At 72.0% G+C, this 16,729-nt stretch carries 16 protein-coding genes; 8 read left to right on the forward strand and 8 right to left on the reverse strand.

Going from position 1 to position 16,729, the window contains the following annotated elements; genetic code table 11:
• Window positions 1-4 precede the first annotated feature (4 nt).
• From ACWD5F_RS24710 to ACWD5F_RS24725, 4 genes are all read left to right on the forward strand, one after another.
• Complete coding sequence (locus tag ACWD5F_RS24710) at window positions 5-928, forward strand: ATP-binding cassette domain-containing protein (RefSeq protein ID WP_451257364.1); 924 nt, start codon at window positions 5-7, stop codon at window positions 926-928.
• Between the two features lies 1 nt (window position 929).
• Window positions 930-1,832 (forward strand): sugar phosphate isomerase/epimerase family protein, encoded by a 903-nt coding sequence (locus ACWD5F_RS24715; protein ID WP_451257366.1) that lies wholly within the window; start codon window positions 930-932, stop codon window positions 1,830-1,832.
• Window positions 1,833-1,851: 19 nt separating this feature from the next.
• Complete coding sequence (locus ACWD5F_RS24720) at window positions 1,852-2,871, forward strand: Gfo/Idh/MocA family protein (RefSeq protein WP_451257368.1); 1,020 nt, start codon at window positions 1,852-1,854, stop codon at window positions 2,869-2,871.
• 76 nt (window positions 2,872-2,947) lie between these two features.
• Entirely contained in the window at window positions 2,948-4,660 is a 1,713-nt protein-coding gene (locus ACWD5F_RS24725; RefSeq protein WP_451257370.1) for a hypothetical protein, read from the forward strand.
• Here ACWD5F_RS24725 and ACWD5F_RS24730 read toward each other — a convergent pair.
• The 4 genes from ACWD5F_RS24730 to ACWD5F_RS24745 all read right to left on the reverse strand — a co-directional run bounded on the left by ACWD5F_RS24730 (window position 4,609) and on the right by ACWD5F_RS24745 (window position 8,721).
• The gene (locus ACWD5F_RS24730; RefSeq protein ID WP_451257372.1) at window positions 4,609-5,631 is read right to left on the reverse strand and encodes a Gfo/Idh/MocA family protein; all 1,023 of its coding nucleotides are present in this window, start codon (window positions 5,629-5,631) and stop codon (window positions 4,609-4,611) included. The two genes, ACWD5F_RS24725 and ACWD5F_RS24730, sit on opposite strands and share 52 nt — an antisense overlap.
• Window positions 5,632-5,720: 89 nt before the next feature.
• Window positions 5,721-6,725 carry a Gfo/Idh/MocA family protein gene (locus ACWD5F_RS24735; RefSeq protein WP_451257374.1) on the reverse strand — a complete coding sequence of 335 codons (1,005 nt, stop codon included), beginning with the start codon at window positions 6,723-6,725 and terminating at the stop codon, window positions 5,721-5,723.
• 44 nt (window positions 6,726-6,769) lie between these two features.
• Window positions 6,770-7,546 carry an SDR family oxidoreductase gene (locus tag ACWD5F_RS24740; RefSeq protein ID WP_451257376.1) on the reverse strand — a complete coding sequence of 259 codons (777 nt, stop codon included), beginning with the start codon at window positions 7,544-7,546 and terminating at the stop codon, window positions 6,770-6,772.
• A gap of 8 nt (window positions 7,547-7,554) precedes the next feature.
• Complete coding sequence (locus tag ACWD5F_RS24745) at window positions 7,555-8,721, reverse strand: phytanoyl-CoA dioxygenase family protein (RefSeq protein WP_451257378.1); 1,167 nt, start codon at window positions 8,719-8,721, stop codon at window positions 7,555-7,557.
• Between the two features lie 105 nt (window positions 8,722-8,826).
• Here ACWD5F_RS24745 and ACWD5F_RS24750 point away from each other — a divergent pair, with 105 nt between their 5' ends.
• Entirely contained in the window at window positions 8,827-9,858 is a 1,032-nt protein-coding gene (locus ACWD5F_RS24750) for a LacI family DNA-binding transcriptional regulator (RefSeq protein WP_401711870.1), read from the forward strand.
• Window positions 9,859-9,868: 10 nt separating this feature from the next.
• Complete coding sequence (locus ACWD5F_RS24755; protein WP_451257380.1) at window positions 9,869-10,522, forward strand: poly-gamma-glutamate hydrolase family protein; 654 nt, start codon at window positions 9,869-9,871, stop codon at window positions 10,520-10,522.
• Here ACWD5F_RS24755 and ACWD5F_RS24760 read toward each other — a convergent pair.
• Window positions 10,506-11,663, reverse strand: coding sequence for a Gfo/Idh/MocA family protein (locus ACWD5F_RS24760; RefSeq protein ID WP_451257382.1), 1,158 nt, complete (start codon window positions 11,661-11,663; stop codon window positions 10,506-10,508). The genes ACWD5F_RS24755 and ACWD5F_RS24760 overlap by 17 nt on opposite strands.
• 122 nt (window positions 11,664-11,785) lie before the next feature.
• Between ACWD5F_RS24760 and ACWD5F_RS24765 the strand changes: the two genes are divergently transcribed.
• The gene (locus ACWD5F_RS24765; RefSeq protein WP_451257384.1) at window positions 11,786-12,796 is read left to right on the forward strand and encodes a LacI family DNA-binding transcriptional regulator; all 1,011 of its coding nucleotides are present in this window, start codon (window positions 11,786-11,788) and stop codon (window positions 12,794-12,796) included.
• Here ACWD5F_RS24765 and ACWD5F_RS24770 read toward each other — a convergent pair.
• A complete protein-coding gene (locus ACWD5F_RS24770; RefSeq protein WP_451257386.1) occupies window positions 12,786-13,130 on the reverse strand; it encodes a cupin domain-containing protein in 345 nt (114 codons plus the stop codon). The genes ACWD5F_RS24765 and ACWD5F_RS24770 overlap by 11 nt on opposite strands.
• Before the next feature lie 131 nt (window positions 13,131-13,261).
• Between ACWD5F_RS24770 and ACWD5F_RS24775 the strand changes: the two genes are divergently transcribed.
• The gene (locus ACWD5F_RS24775; protein ID WP_401711856.1) at window positions 13,262-13,774 is read left to right on the forward strand and encodes a hypothetical protein; all 513 of its coding nucleotides are present in this window, start codon (window positions 13,262-13,264) and stop codon (window positions 13,772-13,774) included.
• Window positions 13,775-13,862: 88 nt separating this feature from the next.
• Here ACWD5F_RS24775 and ACWD5F_RS24780 read toward each other — a convergent pair whose 3' ends face one another.
• Together ACWD5F_RS24780 and ACWD5F_RS24785 are read right to left on the reverse strand one after the other, a co-directional pair.
• A complete protein-coding gene (locus ACWD5F_RS24780; RefSeq protein WP_451257388.1) occupies window positions 13,863-15,335 on the reverse strand; it encodes an MFS transporter in 1,473 nt (490 codons plus the stop codon).
• Between the two features lie 125 nt (window positions 15,336-15,460).
• Entirely contained in the window at window positions 15,461-16,687 is a 1,227-nt protein-coding gene (locus tag ACWD5F_RS24785; RefSeq protein ID WP_451257390.1) for a sensor histidine kinase, read from the reverse strand.
• Between the last annotated feature and the right edge of the window lie 42 nt (window positions 16,688-16,729).

The following is a 16,729-nucleotide window of genomic DNA, read 5'->3' on the forward strand; positions in this document are numbered from 1 at the left end:
CCCCATGACATCGATCAACAAGTCCGGCACCCACGGCGAGATCATCCCGGACACCGTCCCCGAGCAGGGGGCGAAGGACGCGCCGCTCGTCGAACTCCGCAACGCCGGCAAGTCCTACGGCAACATCCGCGCCCTGCACGGTGTCGACCTCAAGGTCTTCCCCGGCCAGGTCACCTGCGTACTCGGTGACAACGGCGCGGGCAAGTCGACCCTGATCAAAATCATCTCGGGACTGCACCAGCACACCGAGGGCGAGTTCCTCGTCGACGGCGTCCCGGTGCGTTTCTCCACCCCCCGAGAAGCTCTCGACAAGGGTATCGCGACGGTCTACCAGGACCTGGCGACCGTGCCGTTGATGCCGGTGTGGCGCAACTTCTTCCTCGGCTCCGAGATGACCAAGGGCCCGTGGCCGATCCGCCGTCTCGACATCGACAGGATGAAGAAGACCGCCGATCACGAGCTGCGTGAGATGGGCATCATCCTGGACGACCTGGAGCAGCCCATCGGCACGCTCTCCGGCGGCCAGCGCCAGTGCGTGGCGATCGCCCGCGCGGTGTACTTCGGCGCACGCGTCCTGATCCTGGACGAGCCGACCGCCGCACTCGGCGTCAAGCAGTCCGGTGTGGTCCTGAAGTACGTCGCCGCCGCCCGCGAGCGCGGTCTGGGCGTCATCTTCATCACCCACAACCCGCACCACGCCTACATGGTCGGCGACCACTTCAGCGTGCTGCGCCTGGGCACCATGGAACTCTCCGCCTCCCGGGACCAGGTCAGCCTCGAAGAGCTCACCAACCACATGGCGGGTGGCACCGAACTCGCCGCCCTCAAGCACGAGTTGTCCCAGGTGCGCGGGGTCGACGTCGACGAGCTGCCGGAGGCGAACGACCTCACCGCACCCGTGGCGACCGCCTCCGAAGGGAAAGCCTGAGATGGCGAACGCCCTCGACCGCATCAGGGTCGGCTCGGCGCCCGACTCCTGGGGCGTCTGGTTCCCGGACGACCCGCAGCAGGTGCCCTGGGAACGTTTCCTGGACGAGGTCGCCCAGGCCGGCTACCCGTGGATCGAGCTGGGTCCGTACGGCTACCTGCCGACCGACCCGGCCCGCCTCACCGACGAGATCGCCAAGCGCGACCTCAAGGTGTCGGCCGGCACGGTCTTCACCGGCCTGCACCGCGGCCCGTCCGTCTGGGAGTCCACCTGGGAGCACGTGAGCCAAGTGGCCGTGCTCACCCAGGCGATGGACGCGAAGCACCTCGTCGTCATCCCGTCGTTCTGGCGCGACGACAAGACCGCGGAGATCCTGGAGCCGCCGGAGCTGACCGCCGAGCAGTGGGCCCATCTGACCAAGGGCATGGAGCGGCTCGGTCACGAGGTGAAGGAGGCGTACGGCCTCGACATCGTCGTGCACCCGCACGCTGACACCCACATCGACACCGAGGACCACGTCGAGCGCTTCCTCGACTCGACCGACTCCGAACTGGTCAACCTCTGCCTGGACACCGGTCATTACGCCTACTGCGGCGGCGACAGCGTCAAGCTGATCGAGACCTACGGCGAGCGCATCGGCTACCTCCACCTCAAGCAGGTCGACCCGGAGATCCTCGCCGACGTCGTCGCCCACGAGGTGCCGTTCGGGCCGGCCGTGCAGCGCGGTGTGATGTGCGAACCGCCCACCGGCGTACCGGAGTTGGGTCCGGTCCTGGAGGCCGCGCAGAAGCTCGGCGTGGAGCTGTTCGCCATCGTCGAGCAGGACATGTACCCGTGCGAGCCGGACAAGCCGCTGCCCATCGCGGAGCGCACCCGCAAGTTCCTGAGGTCCTGCGGCGCCTGACCACCCGAGGGGGACGACCATGGCTCAGCGTGGAACGCTAGGAGTGGCCGTCGTCGGCACCGGCAAGATGGGCGCCGACCACGTCCGCCGAATCCAGGAAGTCACCAGCGGGGCCCGGGTGAGCGCCGTGGTGGACGTCGACGCGGAGCGCGCGAAGGCCGTCGCCGCCCGGGTCGACGGCTGCACCGCGTACACCGACCCGGCCGCCGCGATGGCGGCGGCCGACGTCGACGCCGTCCTGATCGCCTCACCGGGGCCCGCTCACGAGGCGGCCCTGCTGACGGCGATCGAGCACGGCCTGCCGGTGCTGTGCGAGAAGCCGCTCACTCCCGACGCGGCCTCGGCGCTCCGTGTGTTGGACGCCGAACGAAAGCTGGGCCGACGACTGGTCCAGGTGGGCTTCATGCGGCGCTACGACGCCGAGTACCTGAGACTCAAGACCCTGCTGGAGACAGGCCAGTTGGGCAGACCTCTCCTGCTCCACAACCGGCACCGCAACGTCGCCTCCGCACCCGACTGGCGCAGCGAGATGCTGATCAACGACTCCGTCGTGCACGAGATGGACGTGACCCGCTGGCTCCTCGACCAGGAGATCACCGCGGTCACCGTGCTGCGCCCGAGACCGTCCGCGAACGCCCCGGACGCCTTGCAGGACCCGCAGTTCGTCGTCTTCGAGACGGACGGCGGTGCCGTCGTCGACGTCGAGATCTTCGTCAACTGCGGCTTCGGCTACCAGGTCCAGGCCGAGGTGGTCTGCGAACGCGGCACCGCCCGGATCGGCGACGGCCACGCCATGGTCACCAACATGGCAGGCCGCTGGGGCGGCACCATCGCCCAGGACTTCGTCGAACGCTTCGCCGACGCCTACGACCGCGAACTCCAGACCTGGGTCGACGCCACCCGCGCCGGCGAGGTCGTCGGCCCCAGCGTCTGGGACGGGTACGCGGTGGCGGCCGTGTGCGAGGCGGGGGTGCGGTCGCTGGAGGACGGCGGCCGGGTGGAGGTGGAGCTGGTGGAGCGGCCGAAGCTGTACGGCTGACGGATGCCGGCGTAGATCAGGACGCAACCTCCGAGTGCCTCCGGTCGTCCTCTGATTGACGGCGAGGGGGCGGTGGATGGGTGTCCTGCGGATGATGCTGCCGGTGCCGCGCGCGGTGGCCCGGGTGGCGCCGGGAGTGGGCAGGCCGCTGCTCGGCGCCGCGCTGCTGCGCTGTCTCACGCCGGACTGGGTGCTGCTGCGACCGCCGCCGACCGCACGCCGGTTGGCGTGGGCGCGGGAGGCGGTCGCCGTGTACCGGTCCATCACCGACGGCAGCCGGCAGGACGAACTGGCCCGCGCCCTGGTGCTGCACGGCCAGGCGCTGCTGCTGATGGACCGGTGCGAGGAGGCGGTCGCCGCGCTGGACGCCTCCTCGGCCGTGCCCGGCGCGCGGCTGTCGCCGACCCGGACCGCGTCGGCGGTCCACCTGCGGGCACAGGCACTGCTGGGCCTCGGCCGCTACGAGGAGGCCCTGGAGAGCGCCCACCGGTGCGAGGAGCTGTACCGCGCCCGCACCGACCGACCCGCCCGCCGGGACCGCGCGTTGGGCGACCTTCCGGGGGCGCTGCGCACAAGAGCCCTGCTGCTGGGCACGCTCGGCCGGACCCGGGAGTCCGTGGCGGTGTACGAGGAGTGCGCCGGCCTCCTGCGGGCCATGACGGTACGGGAGTCGTCGCGCGCCTCGCTGGTCACACCACGCGTGTTCGTGGAACTGGTCGGCGGACTGAGGGCACTTGGACGGTACGAGGAGGCCGTGACGGTCGGCGTCGAGGCACGGGAAGCCGTGCACGGCACGGTGGCGTGGGCCCTGCCGCAGTACGTCCTGCCCCTGCGGGTACGGCTCTTGGCGGATCTGGCCCACTGCGAGAGCGCCTTGGGCCGGTCGGCGGTGGCGCGGGACCGGGCCGAGGAGGCGGTCACGGAGGCGCGTGACTGGACCGCGTCGACCCCGGACCAGGGAACACCCTGGCTGGCCGCCGCGCTGTACGAGCTGGCCATCGTTCTCCGCGAACTCGACGCACGCCACGAGGAGTTGAAGACCCTCGAAGAGCTGACGGACCTGTACGACCGGCTCGCGGCCGACCACCCCGAGTTCTACGCGCCCCGCCTCGCGGACGCCCTGGACGACCTGGCCCGCTGCCACAAGCGGGCCGGCCGCAGCCGGGAAGCGGTCGCGGTCACCGAACGCGGCGTGGCCGCATGCCGCAGCACGCCCGGTCACGAGGACGTACTGGCCCGCCTGCTGGCCAACCTGAGTATCCGTCAGCAGGACGCGGGCGACCGGGAGTCGGCCCTGGCGAGCGCCCGCGAGGCGGTCACCCTCACCCGCCGCCTGGCGGAGTCGGACTGGTCGACGTACACCCCGGTGACCGCTCGCCGCCTGAGCGTCCTGGCGCGTGCTCTGTACCGCACCGGCGACCACGCGGCCGCCGTGGGCTGTTACGAGGAGGCCGAGAGCCTGCTGCGGGAGCAGCCCGGCACGCCGGACGGCCTCGCGGGGACCCGTGCGGATCTCGCCGAGGCCCTCGCCAGGTCGAGCCGGGCCCAGCTGTCCGCCGGCGGCACCGCGGAAGCGGTCGCGTCCCTGCGTTCCCTGCTCGCGCTCACCCGCCGGGCCGACGGCACGGACGTCCACGCGACCTGCGTGACGGCGTTCGCGGACGCCCACGCCCGGCACGGGGACGCCGTCCGGCAGGCGTGGGAAACGGCGACGGGTGAGCCGTATCCGACCTTCGTCTACCGGTTCACGACCGACCTCGGCCGCGGCTCGAAGCCCGCTGCCCGATAGCTCTCGTCGATCAGCGTCATCGTCGCCAACGCGTCGTCCGAGTCGAGCGGCAGTGGTTCGCCGCCGCGCACCCGCGCCGCGAATGCCTCCAGTTGGTACGTGTACGAGGACCGGGTGCCGAGCCGTTCCGTGCGCTCGCCCTTCGCCGTGCGGACCACGACCCGGTCGTCGAGCTGAGGGAGGACGAAGTTCGGGGCGCTCACCTCGCCCTCGGTGCCGACGATCCGAAGGCTCATCTCCAGCTCGTCGTACGCCATGTGGCAGCGGGCGACGCCGGTGGCCCCGTCGGGGTACTCCAGCTCCGCGTCCAGCCATTTGTCGACCCCGGGCGCGCCCGCCCGTTCGCCGCCCTGGGCGGAGACGAGCCGTGGGGCACCGCCCGCCCAGGGGGCGAGTTGGCGCAGCGCGTGCAGGCTGTAGCAGCCCAGGTCCATCGTGGCGCCGCCGGCGAGGGGGAGGGACCAGCGCGGGTCGGTGTCGGCCGGGGCCGGGATCGCGACCATGGCCTCGACCCGGCGCAAGGTCCCGATCTCGCCGCTCGCGAGGATCTCGTGCAGGCGCCGGGTGACCGGGTGGAAGAGGTAGTGGAAGGCCTCCATGAAGACCGTCCCGGCCTTCGCCGCCGCCTCCCGTACCTCGGCCGCCTCCTCGGCGTTGCTGGCCGACGGCTTCTCCGACAGGACGTGCTTGCCGGCCGCGAGGGCGGCGAGGTTCCACGGGCCGTGCAGCCCGTTGGCGAGCGGGTTGTAGACGACCTCGACCTCGGGGTCGGCCAGCAGGTCGGCGTAGGAGTCCGCGACGCGTTCCACGCCGTGCTCGGCCGCGAAGGCCTCGGCGCGGGACCGGTCGCGTGCCGCCACCGAGACGAGCCGGTGGCCGGTCGCGCGGGCCGGGTCGACGAGGGCGCGCTCGGTGATCCGTGCGGCTCCGAGGATTCCGATGCGCAGGGGTTCTTGGACCGGTTCGCTCATGACTGCGGCTCCTGTTCGACAGGTTCTACAAGGGTGTTCCGGGCGCCGGAGGCCGGTCCCGCGCCCGGAACGACTGTGGGGGCCGCCGGTCAGGCGCCGCGGATCTCGGCGATCGTCACCGGGCGGTGCTCCTGCAGCGAGAGTGTGCAGGCGTCGGCGATCCAGCCGGCCTCCAGGGCGTCCGCCACCGTGCACGGGGAGGGGCGGGTGCCCGCCACGACCTCGGTGAACGCGGTGAGTTCGGCGCGGTAGGCCGCGGTGAAGCGGTCCATGAAGAAGTCGTACGGGACTCCCGCAGGGAAGGTCACGCCGGGCTCGACCGAGCGCAGCGGGAGGCGGTCCTCCAGGCCCACGGCGATGGTGTCGTCGAAGCCGTGGATCTCCATGCGGACGTCGTAACCCCGGCCGTTGTGGCGGGAGTTGGAGACCACCGCGATCGTGCCGTCGTCCAGGGTGAGGATCGCGCCGGTGGTGTCGGCGTCGCCCGCCTCCTTGATGTAGTCGGCACCCCGGTTGCCGCCGACCGCGTACACCTCGGTCACCTCGCGGCCGGTCACCCAGCGGATGATGTCGAAGTCGTGCACCGAGCAGTCCCGGAAGATGCCACCGGAGGCGGCGATGTACGCGGAGGGCGGCGGCGCCGGGTCCAGCGTGGTCGAGCGGACCGTGTGCAGCTTGCCCAGCTCGCCCGACTGGACGGCCGCCCGGGCGGCGACGAAGCCGGTGTCGAAGCGGCGGTTGTAGCCGATCTGGATCGGCACGTCGCTGCCCTCGACGGCCTTGAGGACCTGCACGCCCTCGGCCATGGTCTTGGCGACCGGCTTCTCGCAGAAGACCGGGACGCCGGCCTCGACGGCGGCCAGGATCAGGCTCGGGTGGGCGTCGGTCGCGGCGGCGATCACCACACCGTCCACCCCGGCGGCCAGCACGGCCTCGGGGGAGTCGGCGACCTCGGCGCCGAAGCGCTCGGCGGCGGACTTGGCCGCCGCGGCGAACGGGTCGGCCACGACGAGCGACTCGACCACGTCGAGTCCGGAGAGGGTCTCGGCGTGGAAGGCGCCGATGCGGCCGAGGCCGAGGATTCCGATGCGCATGAGGGTGCTGCTCCTTGGAAGTGCGGGTTTCTTGCGGGGAGGTCTCAGTCGAGGGCGCCGAGGACGTTCTGGTCCCAGTCGAGCACCGAACCGGTCACCACGCCCGACCGGTCAGACAGCAGGAAGACCACGAAGTCGGCGATCTCGTCCGGCTGGCCGAGCTTGCCCATCGGCAGCTTGGCCGCGGCCTCCTCGCGCCAGCCGTCGTCGGCGCCGTGGAAGGCCTTCTGCGTGGCGTCCTCGCCCTCGGTCGCCGTCCAGCCGATGTTCAGGTCGTTGATCCGGATCCGGTCCCAGCGGTGGGCGTGGGCCGCGTTGCGGGTCAGCCCCGCGAGACCGGCCTTGGCCGCCGAGTAGGCCGCCAGGTTGGGCGGGCCGCCGTGGGCGCAGTTGGAGCCGATGTTGACGATCGTGCCGGGCGCCTTGCGGCCGAGCATGTCCGCGACGGCGGCCTGCATGGCGAAGAACGGCGCCTTGAGGTTGATCGCGATGTGCTTGTCGAACAGCTCCGGCGTGGTCTCCAGGAGCGAGCCCCGCGAGGTGAGTCCGGCCGAGTTGACCAGGCAGTCGACGCGGCCGTACGCGGCGACGACATCGCCCACGGCGGTCTTCGCCTGTTCGGCGTCCGCGAGGTCGGCGCGGATGAACATCGCCTTGCCGCCGGCGGCCGTCAGCTCGGTCACCAGTTCCTCACCGGGTGCCGGGCGCCGCCCGGTCACGGCCACGACCGCGCCCTCGCGGACCGCGGCCCGGGCGATCGCGGCGCCCACGCCCTGGCTGCCGCCGTTGACCAGGACGACCTTGTCGTCTAGAAGGCCCATGATTCTCCTCAGCTCTCGCGCCGCTCGGCGCAGGCCCGCAGCTCGTCCCGCAGAGCCCGGGGTGTCCATGTCTCCCGCAGCGCCCGCCGCACCACGTCCGCCTGGGAGGGCGGGGCGAGGCCGTCGACGGGTGGGTCGCTGTCGAGGTTGGTCGGGAAGGGATAGCCCTCGGCGCTCGCGGCGATCACGTTCGCCAGCCACTCCTCGCCCACGCCCTCGGCGCGGCGCCGGAGCAGGGCGGGGAACACGGCGTTCGCGATCGCCTCACGGTCCACCGTCTCCATGGCCCGCCCGAACGCGGAGGACACCTGGAGCAGGTTGGCCGCGCGCCGGATGTCCGCGGACCGGTTGGTGCCGGCCGCGTGGAACAGCGCGGGGTTGAAGAAGACCGCGTCGCCCTTGGCGAGCGGGAGCTGCACGTGGTGCGCCTCGAAGTAGGCCCGGAACTCGGGCAGCCGCCACGCCAGGTAGCCGGGCTCGTACTTCTGCGAGTGCGGCAGGTACATCGTCGGCCCGGACTCGACCGGCATGTCGCAGTGCGCCACCGCGCCCTGGAGGGTCAGTACGGGGGAGAGGGCGTGCACGTGCGCCGGGTAGGCGGCCGCGGCCTCGTTGGACAGGAAGCCCAGGTGGTAGTCCCGGTGCACGGTCTGCGCCGCGCCGCCCGGGTTGACCACGTTGACCTGCGAGGTGACCTGGTAGCCCGGGCCCAGCCAGGCGGTCGAGACCAGCGCCAGCATGTCGTTGGCGTAGTAGTCCGCGAACGCCTCGGGGTCGTACAGGGCCGCCTTCTCCAGCGCGTTCCACACCCGGTCGTTGGCGCCCGGCTTCGCGAAGTGGTCCCCGGCGCTCGCGCCCGAGGCACGCTGCTCGGCGATCAGGGCGTCGAACACCGTGCTCAGTCCGTCGACCACCGACAGGTCGGGGAAGGCACCCTTGAGGACCACGATGCCGGGTCCGTCCGCGAGGGCCCGGACCAGTTCGGCCTCGACGTCCGCGCGGTCCTCGGTCTTGCTCAGGAGGTCGCTGTCGTACACCAGGACGTCGCGCTCGACGCCGGTGGCGTGCGGGTACTCGGCGAGGTCGGTGACCGTCTCGGCGAGGGTGCGGAGAGCGTCGAGATCGCAGTCCTGCTCGGACAGCCGCGCGCGGCCGCGGACGGTAGGGAAGGACATCGTCGTCCTCTCGGGAACGGAGTGACCCAGCTCTGTCATTCTTGTCAGTACAAACCCCTCGAACAACCAGCAGGCAGCCATCAAAAACCCTTCAAGGAGTCACCGGTGGGCCACCCCTTCCCGATCCGCGAGATCGCACGTCAGGCGGGTCTCAGCGAAGCCACGGTGGACCGGGTGCTGAACGGCCGCGGCGGCGTCCGGGAGAGCACCCAGCGTGAGGTCCGCCAGGCGATAGCGGACCTGGACCGGCAGCGCACCCAGGTCCGTCTGGTCGGCCGCACCTTCATGATCGACATCGTGATGCAGACGCCCGACCGCTTCTCCACCGCGGTACGCGGCGCCCTGGAGACGGAGCTTCCCTTTCTCCACCCGGCCGTCGTGCGCTCGCGCTTCCACTTCCGCGAGACGGGCCCGGCGCAGGAACTCACCAAGACCCTGGACCGCATCGGCCGGCGCGGCTCGCAGGGCGTGATCCTCAAGGCCCCGGACGTCCCCGAGGTCACCGCCGCCGTGGCCCGGCTCGCCGAGGCCGGCATCCCCGTCGTCACCCTGGTGACCGACCTGCCCGCCACCGCCCGCCTCGCCTACGTCGGCATCGACAACCGAGCTGCCGGCGCGACCGCCGCGTACCTCATGGGCCAGTGGCTCGGCGACCGCCCCGGCAATGTCCTCACCAGCCTCAGCAGCGGGTTCTTCCGCAACGAGGAGGAGCGCGAGATGGGCTTCCGCAGCGCGATGCGCAGCCGGTACCCCGAGCGCGCCCTGGTCGAGATCGCCGAGGGCCAGGGCCTGGACGCCACCCAGTACGACCTGGTCCGGGCGGCGCTGGCACGCGACCCGGACATCCGGGCCGTCTACTCCATCGGCGGCGGCAACATCGCCACCCTCAAGGCGTTCGAGGACCTGGGCCGCGAGTGCGCGGTGTTCGTCGCGCACGACCTCGACCACGACAACACCCGCCTGCTGCGCGCACACCGCCTGTCCGCCGTCCTCCACCACGACCTGCGCCAGGACATGCGGGAGGCCTGCCACATCGTGATGCGCGCCCACGGCGCCCTGCCGCCCGCAGGACCGACCCTGCCGTCCGCGATCCAGGTCGTCACGCCCTACAACATGCCGTCGCAGACGACGAGTTGAGGGGACGGGAGTGACCACGAGGACCGAACGGGTCGAGATCGAAGGCGTCCGTCTGCTCGCCACCCTCACGGTGGGCGGCGACCTCGGACTGCTCGCGCTGCACGGCAGCAACGAAGGCGGTACGGCGGAACTCGTGCGGTCCGTCGCGGAACGCTGCGCCGCCACCAGTCTGGTCTTCACCCAGCCCGGTGTCCGCAAGCCGGTGCACATCCCGTCCCCGCGCATGGCGGTGCGACACTGCACGCTCCTGCGGGACTTCCTGGCCCATGTCGAGCTGGTGGTCTCCCTGCACGGCCACATGCGGCCCACGGCGCCGCGATCCCTCTTCCTCGGCGGTGGGAACCGGCCCGCCGCGCGGCTGCTCGCCGACGAACTCGGTTCCCTGCGGCCGGAGTTCGAGCCGGTCACCGACCTCGACGCGATCCCCGTCTCTCTGCGCGGCCTGCACGCCAGGAACCCGGTGAACCTGGCCCGCCGAGGGGGCGTCCAGGTGGAACTCCCGCTCTCCGCAAGGACGTCGCGGCGGGGCTGGGTCCCAGGCGTCCCGGACACTCCGCCGCCGTCCGTCACCGACGCGCTGGCCAAGGGCGTGGAGCTGCTGGCGACCCGGCCCGGGGACGGGCCCGCGTCAGGGCCCAAGTCCGGCCCTACGCCTGGACGGTGACCCAGGATCCGCTCTCCGCCGACCGCACCATCGCGTCCACGACCGCGGCACTGTGCACCGCGTCCGGCAGGGTGGCCCCGTACGGGCTGCCCTCCGCGATGGAGCGCAGGAAGCGGTGGGCCTCGATCACCTTGAGGTCGTCGTAGCCCATGGCGTTCGCCGCGCCCGGCTGGAAGGCGGCGAACTCGCCGTCGCCGGGGCCGACATAGACCGTACTGACGGGCTGGTCCTGGTAGTCGGTGCCGCGGCTGACGCCCAGCTCGTTCATCCGGCGGAAGTCCCAGAACACCGCGCCCTCGGTGCCGTGCACCTCGAAGCCGTAGTTGTTCTGCTCGCCGACCGAGACCCGGCAGGCCTCCAGGACACCGCGGGCGCCCGAGGCGAAACGCAGCAGGCAGCTGACGTAGTCCTCGTTCTCGACCGGGCCCAGTACGCCGCCCGTGGCCCGGGTGTGGCCGGCGGTGGCGCCGGTGGGGCGGGCCCGCTCGGGGATGAAGACGGCGGTGTCGGCGGTCAGGGAGGCGATGTCGCCCAGCAGGTACCGGGCCAGGTCGGCGCCGTGCGAGGCGAGGTCGCCCAGGACTCCGCTGCCGCCGCGCTCACGCTCGTACCGCCAGGTCAGCGCGCCGTCGGGGTGGGCCGCGTAGTCGCTGAACAGGCGGATCCGGACATGGGTGACCGTGCCGATCGCGCCGGAGGAGATCAGCTCGCGGGCGGCCTCCACGGCGGGCGCGTTGCGGTAGTTGAAGCCGACCGCGCCCTGGACACCGGCCTTGGCGACGGCGTCGGCGACTGCTCCGGCGTCCGCCGGGGTCAGGCCCACCGGCTTCTCGATCCAGATGTGCTTGCCGGCCTCGGCCATCGCCACGCCGATCTCGCGGTGCAGGAAGTTCGGGGCGGTGATGCTGACCGCCTGGACCCTCGGGTCCCGCGCGACCTCGCGCCAGTCCCGGGCCGTCGAGGCGAACCCGAACTGCGCGGCGGCCTCCTCGGCCCGGCCCGGCACCTCCTCGGCGACCGTCACGAGTTCCGGACGCAGGGGCAGCCGCGGGTAGTGGTGCAGGACGCGGGCGTACGCCTGGGTGTGCACCCGGCCCATCCAGCCGAACCCGACGACGGCGACACCGAGCGAATCCACCATGACAGCCCTTCTTTGGACCGGTCCATATTCTGTCCAGCCCACCCTGAAGCCTCTGCTCCGCTGCTGTCAACCCTCACCCGACCCTTTGACAAGCCGTATCAGCACATGGAACGGTCCAGAACATGAAACCGCCGACGATCCGCGACGTGGCCGAGCGGGCCGGCGTGTCCAAGTCGCTGGTCTCGCTCGTGCTGCGCGGCTCCGAGCAGGTGCGCCCCGAGAAGCGGGAGGCCGTGCTGCGGGCGGTACGGGACCTCGGCTACCGGCCCAACGCCGCCGCCCGCAGCCTCAGCGAGCAGCGCACCCGCACGGTCGGCGTGCTCCTCAACGACCTGCGCAACCCCTGGTTCGTCGACCTCCTCGACGGCCTGAACTCCCTGCTGCGCGACAACGGCCTGCACATGCTGCTCGCCGACGCCCGCCTCAACCGCCGCACCGGCGACGACCTCGCAGGCCCCTTCCTGGACCTGGGCGTGGACGGCCTCGTGGTGGTCGGCACCCTTCCGGACCCGGGCGTACTCGGGACGATCGCCGAGCGCATGCCGATCGTCGTGGCGGGCGCCCGGGAGCCGGTGCTGCCGGGCGTGGACGTCTGCGCGGGCGACGACGAGAGGGGCGCGCGCCTGGTCACCGAGCACCTCATCGGGCTCGGCCACCGCCGGATCGCGCACATCGCCGGGTACGGAGCCGTCGGCGAACTGCGCCGGCGCAGCTTCGAGGCGACGATGCGGGCGCACGGCCTCGCGGACGGGGCTCGGGTCGAGGCCGGCGACATGACCGAGGAGGGCGGCTACCGCGCCGCCGTCCGTCTGCTCGGCCGCCCGGACCGGCCCACCGCCCTCCTCGCCGTCAACGACATCGCCTCCGTCGGCGCCCTCTCGGCGGCCGAGGAACTGGGGCTGCGCGTACCGACGGACGTGTCCGTGACCGGCTACGACAACACGAGCATCGCCCGGCTGCGCCACGTCTGGCTGACCACGGTCGACACGGCCCCGCACGAGGTCGGCCGACGCGCCGCCCGCTGTCTCCTGGACCGGTTCGAGACGCCCGGGGGAGCGGGCCGCGTCCACCTGGCCGCCCCGACCCTGAAGATCAGGGGCACCACGGCAGCCCCCGCCGACCTCACAGATTGATCGCGTACGCCTTCCGCAGCGTCTCGTGCACCGTCCAGGTCGTACGGTCGCCCGCGCGCAGCACGGCCAGGTCGCCGGGCCCGACCCGGAGCGTCGCGCCGCCCTCGACCTCGATCGTCGCCGACCCGCTGATCACCACGAACAGCTCGTCCGCCTCGGTGTCCGTGACGACCCCCGGCGTGATCTGCCAGACGCCCCGGATCTGCCGCCCGTCCGCCGACTCCCAGACCACCTTGCCGGTCACCTCGGGCGTCCCGGAGACGATCTGCGCGGGGTCGAGGGGCTCGGGTTCGAGCTCGACGTCGGGGATGTGGAGTACGAAGCTGTCGGTCATACCCGGACCCTAGCGACCCCGTCCGCCGACCGGGCGTGGACACTGTGTGCGGTATCGGCCCAGGTGGAAGGACACTTCGTCGCGCGGCCCCGGACTGGCGGAGCGGCCCGGGCCGGGTGATCGTCGAAGGCATGACGGACTCCACGACGGCCGTCCCCGCGCCGCGACAGCACGACACGCGCGAGGCGATCCTCTTCGGCGGTGTCTACGGCTCCGTACTGGCCTGCTCGATGGTCGCGGCACTCACCCAGTACGGCCACACCTCCCAGGACAGCCGTCTCTACGACGCCGCCTGGCTGTTGGTGACCGCGGCGGCCTCCGCCCTCGCGCACGGCTACGCCCACTACATCGCCGAGCGCGCCCCGCACCGCCGCGGGGACGCCCTGCGCGTCCTCGCCGACGAGTGGCCCCTGGTCACGGCGGTGCTCCCGACGGTGCTGGTGCTCGCCGGGGCCGGCTGGGGCTGGTGGCCGGCGGACGACGTGGAGTACGCGGCGTTCGCCCTGAACATCGTGCTGCTGTTCGCGCTGGGCCTGGTCACGGCCCGGTGGTCGCACCGCAGTTGGCCGGTCGCCGTGGCCATCGGGGCGGTGGACGCGCTGCTGGGGGTGGTCGTGGTGGTGGCCAACGCGGTCATCAAGTAGCCGTTGACCGGGGTGACTTCGGGTACGGAGGACGGCCGCCGCCCGCTGGAGCGGGGCAACGGCCGTCGGTGGAGCGGTGGTTGGGCTGTCAGGCCTTAGCCGTGACGACCTCCGGCCGGTCGTCCGACTCGGTCGCCGCCGGGGCCGGCGCCTGTCGGCGCGGGATGAAGGAGGCGACGAGGAAGGCGAGCAGGGCGGCACCGGCGCCGATGGCCATGACGACCTTGAAGCCGCTCTCCGACGGGAGGGCGTGACCGCCGAAGTCGGTGGTCATCTGGGCCAGGATCACGCCGGCAAGGGCGCTGGCGAAGCTGGTGCCCAGCGAGCGCATCAGGGTGTTGAGGCTGTTGGCGGCACCGGTCTGGGACGGGTCGACCGCGCCCATGATGAGGGCGGGCATGGCGCCGTAGGTGAAGCCGACACCGGCGCCGATGACGCAGGAGACCAGGACGAGGTGCCAGACCTCGCTCATCAGGACGATGTTCAGGGCGTAGCCCGAGGCGACGATCAGCGCGCCGATCATGAGGGTGATCTTGGGGCCCTTGGCCTTGGTGACCCGCGCGGACACGGCGGACATGGCCATCATGACCAGACCTTGCGGGGCGAGCACCAGACCGACGGTCAGCATGGACTTGCCCAGGCCGTAGCCGGTCTGCTCGGGCAGCTGCAACAGCTGGGGCAGGACCAGGGACATCGCGAACATCGAGAAGCCGAGCGCGACCGAGGCCAGGTTGGTGAACAGCACCTGCGGCTTGGCGGTCGTCCGCAGGTCGACGAGCGGCTGCGCGGAACGCAGCTCCCACCAGCCCCAGGCCAGGAGGATCAGCACGGCCGCGGCGCCCAGACCGAGGGTGGTGCCCGAAGTCCAGCCCCAGTCACCGCCCTTGGAGACGGCGAGCAGCAGGGAGAGCAGACCGGCGGACAGACCGAGCGAACCGACCAGGTCGAAGCGGCCACCGGTACGCACCTTGGACTCGGGCACGATCAGCAGCACCATCGCGAAGGCGACGGCACCCAGCACGGCCGAGGCCCAGAACAGCAGGTGCCAGTCCCACTTGTCGGCGATGAACGCGGCCGTCGGCAGCCCCAGCGCACCGCCCACGCCGAGCGAGGCACTCATCAGCGCGGTGGAACCCGCCAGCCGGTCGGCGGGCAGCGCGTCCCGCATGATACTGATGCCCAGCGGCACCACGGCCGCCGAGAGGCCCTGAAGCGCGCGGCCGATGATCATCGGGACGAGCGAGTCGGCCAGGGCGCAGACCACGGAACCGGCGACCAGCAGCACGATGCTGACCAGCAGCATGCGCCGCTTGCCGATCATGTCGCCGAGGCGTCCGACGACGGGCGTGGCCACCGCCGCCGCCAGCAGGGTGGCGGTGACCGCCCAGGCGGTGTTGGACGCGGAGGCGTGCAGCAGGGTGGGCAGCTCCGGGACGATCGGGATGACCAGGGTCTGCATCAGTGAGACGACGATTCCGGCCAGAGCCAGGACCGCCACCACGGCGTTCGGCTTCGGCGGGGCGGTCCCCGCGTCGGCGGGTCGGGTCAGGGCGTCGGACATGGCTGTGCCTCCGGCAAGGGGTCATTGCTTGACTTACGCAAGCATAAGCAGGATTGATTGACTTAAGCAAGTGGATGTTTTGTGGCGTGTGCCGCGGGTGACCGGGGCGGATGGGGGAGTGAGGCTCAGTCGACTGAAGACCGTGCCAACTGGTCTGCGTCCAGGGGTAGTTCGGCGACGACCTCGAAGCCACCGGTGGTTCGCGGACCCACTCGGACGTGTCCGCCGACGGAACGGGCGCGCTCGCGCATGCCCATGACGCCGTAGCCGCTGTCCTTCGGAGACGTGGAGAGCGGCCTCGCCCCGCCTTCGTCGGTGATCGTCACCGTCAGCCGGTCCCGCGTGTACACGACCCGCACCTCGGCCACGCGGACGCCCGCGTGCTTGGTGACGTTGGTGAGGGCTTCCTGCGCGATGCGGTACGCCGTCAGGTCCGCGCCGACGGAAAGGGTGCCGGGCTCACCTTCCGTGGTGACGGTGACCACGAGCCCGGCGTTCTCGAACGAGGCTGCCAGCTCAGGGAGTTGGGCCAGTCCCGGGGTGGGTGCCAGAGATTCCTCCGGGTGGCCCGTGGTCATGTCCGTATCGCCCGCCTGCCGCAACAGCCCGACCGTGGACTTGAGTTCACGCAGCGCCGACGCGGTCGTCCCGCTCAGGTCGGAGGCGATCCGCGCGGCCTCGTCGGGCCGGGTCGGCAACTGCCGGGCCACAGCGCCCGCTTGGAGGTTGGCCAGCACCAAGTGGTGGGCGACGACGTCGTGCAGGTCGCGGGCGATGCGCATCCGTTCCTCGGCGACCCGGCGGCGTGCCTCCTCCTCCCGGGTGCGCTCGGCGTCCTCGGCACGGGCCCGCACGGCGTCCAAGTAGGCCGCGCGCAGCCGGGTCACCGTACCCAGGGAGGTCGGCAACAGCAGCCACGCGGCCGGCCCGAGCAGCCTGAGCACCAGGGGTTCGCCGGCCGGGCCGACCAGCACGCCCGTGCCCACCAGCAGCGCGATGCCGGCCACGGCGAAGGTGTTGGCGGTCCTGCGGTCGGTGCCGACGGCGAGCGAGTACAGGGCGACCATCAGCGGCGCGAGGAGCAGCACGGTGAGGAGGTAGCCGAGCGCGGCTGCGGCTGTCGCGCATCCGAGGGTCAGCAGCACGGTGGCGCGAGGGCGGGCGCGGCGCCACAGCAGAGCGATGCAGGAGACGCCGGCGAGCAGGACGCCGGGCCACCACGACACTCCGAGGTCACGCCCGGGGAGCGTGATCAGACTGCCGGGGAAGGAGCAGGCGAAGAGGGCGAGAGCGACGATCGCGTCCACTGCGCGGGGGCGGTTGGGGGGAGGGGGCTGCAGGTTGTCGAACATGAGGGTGGGGTTCCTGTCCGGGGTGGCTGCCGGGGGGGGGCG

Source organism: Streptomyces sp. NPDC002499, from assembly GCF_053595415.1.

Coding starts and splice junctions, on each gene's coding strand:
- ACWD5F_RS24710 (WP_451257364.1), top strand. CDS start 5: ATGACATCGATCAACAAGTCCGGCACCCACGGCGAGATCATCCCGGAC.
- ACWD5F_RS24715 (WP_451257366.1), top strand. CDS start 930: ATGGCGAACGCCCTCGACCGCATCAGGGTCGGCTCGGCGCCCGACTCC.
- ACWD5F_RS24720 (WP_451257368.1), top strand. CDS start 1,852: ATGGCTCAGCGTGGAACGCTAGGAGTGGCCGTCGTCGGCACCGGCAAG.
- ACWD5F_RS24725 (WP_451257370.1), top strand. CDS start 2,948: ATGGGTGTCCTGCGGATGATGCTGCCGGTGCCGCGCGCGGTGGCCCGG.
- ACWD5F_RS24730 (WP_451257372.1), bottom strand. CDS start 5,631: ATGAGCGAACCGGTCCAAGAACCCCTGCGCATCGGAATCCTCGGAGCC.
- ACWD5F_RS24735 (WP_451257374.1), bottom strand. CDS start 6,725: ATGCGCATCGGAATCCTCGGCCTCGGCCGCATCGGCGCCTTCCACGCC.
- ACWD5F_RS24740 (WP_451257376.1), bottom strand. CDS start 7,546: ATGGGCCTTCTAGACGACAAGGTCGTCCTGGTCAACGGCGGCAGCCAG.
- ACWD5F_RS24745 (WP_451257378.1), bottom strand. CDS start 8,721: ATGTCCTTCCCTACCGTCCGCGGCCGCGCGCGGCTGTCCGAGCAGGAC.
- ACWD5F_RS24760 (WP_451257382.1), bottom strand. CDS start 11,663: ATGGTGGATTCGCTCGGTGTCGCCGTCGTCGGGTTCGGCTGGATGGGC.
- ACWD5F_RS24765 (WP_451257384.1), top strand. CDS start 11,786: ATGAAACCGCCGACGATCCGCGACGTGGCCGAGCGGGCCGGCGTGTCC.
- ACWD5F_RS24770 (WP_451257386.1), bottom strand. CDS start 13,130: ATGACCGACAGCTTCGTACTCCACATCCCCGACGTCGAGCTCGAACCC.
- ACWD5F_RS24775 (WP_401711856.1), top strand. CDS start 13,262: ATGACGGACTCCACGACGGCCGTCCCCGCGCCGCGACAGCACGACACG.
- ACWD5F_RS24780 (WP_451257388.1), bottom strand. CDS start 15,335: ATGTCCGACGCCCTGACCCGACCCGCCGACGCGGGGACCGCCCCGCCG.
- ACWD5F_RS24785 (WP_451257390.1), bottom strand. CDS start 16,687: ATGTTCGACAACCTGCAGCCCCCTCCCCCCAACCGCCCCCGCGCAGTG.